The sequence below is a fragment of the Blastococcus sp. CT_GayMR20 genome, assembly GCF_004570345.1.
In genome coordinates this window covers 1-575 of the sequence record NZ_SPQM01000344.1, presented here as the reverse complement: position 1 = coordinate 575, position 575 = coordinate 1, and the positions used below count along the sequence as shown (strand labels likewise).

At 72.5% G+C, this 575-nt stretch carries 1 pseudogene; it reads left to right on the top strand.

From position 1 onward, the window contains the following. Positions 1–360 (top strand): annotated as a pseudogene (locus E4P40_RS27840) (cation acetate symporter); the annotation flags it as partial. Positions 361–575: the final 215 nt, after the last annotated feature.

The following is a 575-nucleotide window of genomic DNA, read 5'->3' as shown; positions in this document are numbered from 1 at the left end:
GCCTCGGCGAACCTGCCGACGATCCTCTACACGCTGTTCTGGAAGAACTTCACCACCCAGGGCGCGCTGTGGTCGATCTACGGCGGGCTCATCGCGTGCGTGGGGCTGATCATCTTCTCGCCGGTCGTCTCCGGCGCGCCGATCAACCCGGCGACGGGGAAGAGCACGTCGCTGTTCCAGGACGTGGACTTCTCCTGGTTCCCGCTGAACAACCCCGGCCTCGTGTCGATCCCGCTCTCGTTCTTCCTGGGCTGGCTCGGCACGAAGCTCTCCAAGGAGCGCCCCGACGAGCTCAAGACCGCCGAGCTCGAGGTGCGGGCGTTCACCGGCATCGGCGCGGAGAAGGCCGTCCAGCACTAGAAGGACCCCCGTGCCCCCCACCGCTCGCAGGCTCGCGCGGGCCCCTGCACGGGGGCCGGCCGGGGCCGGGGGCCGGGGCAGTGTCGCCGGAGCCGCGCTGCAGGGCGGCTCCGGCGACTGCACCGCGGCTCTCGCGGGGCGGTTCAGGCGGGTGCGGCGGGAGCCGGGGCGACGTCCGTGGTCAGGACGACGGTCCGCGAGGCCACCGACCGGCG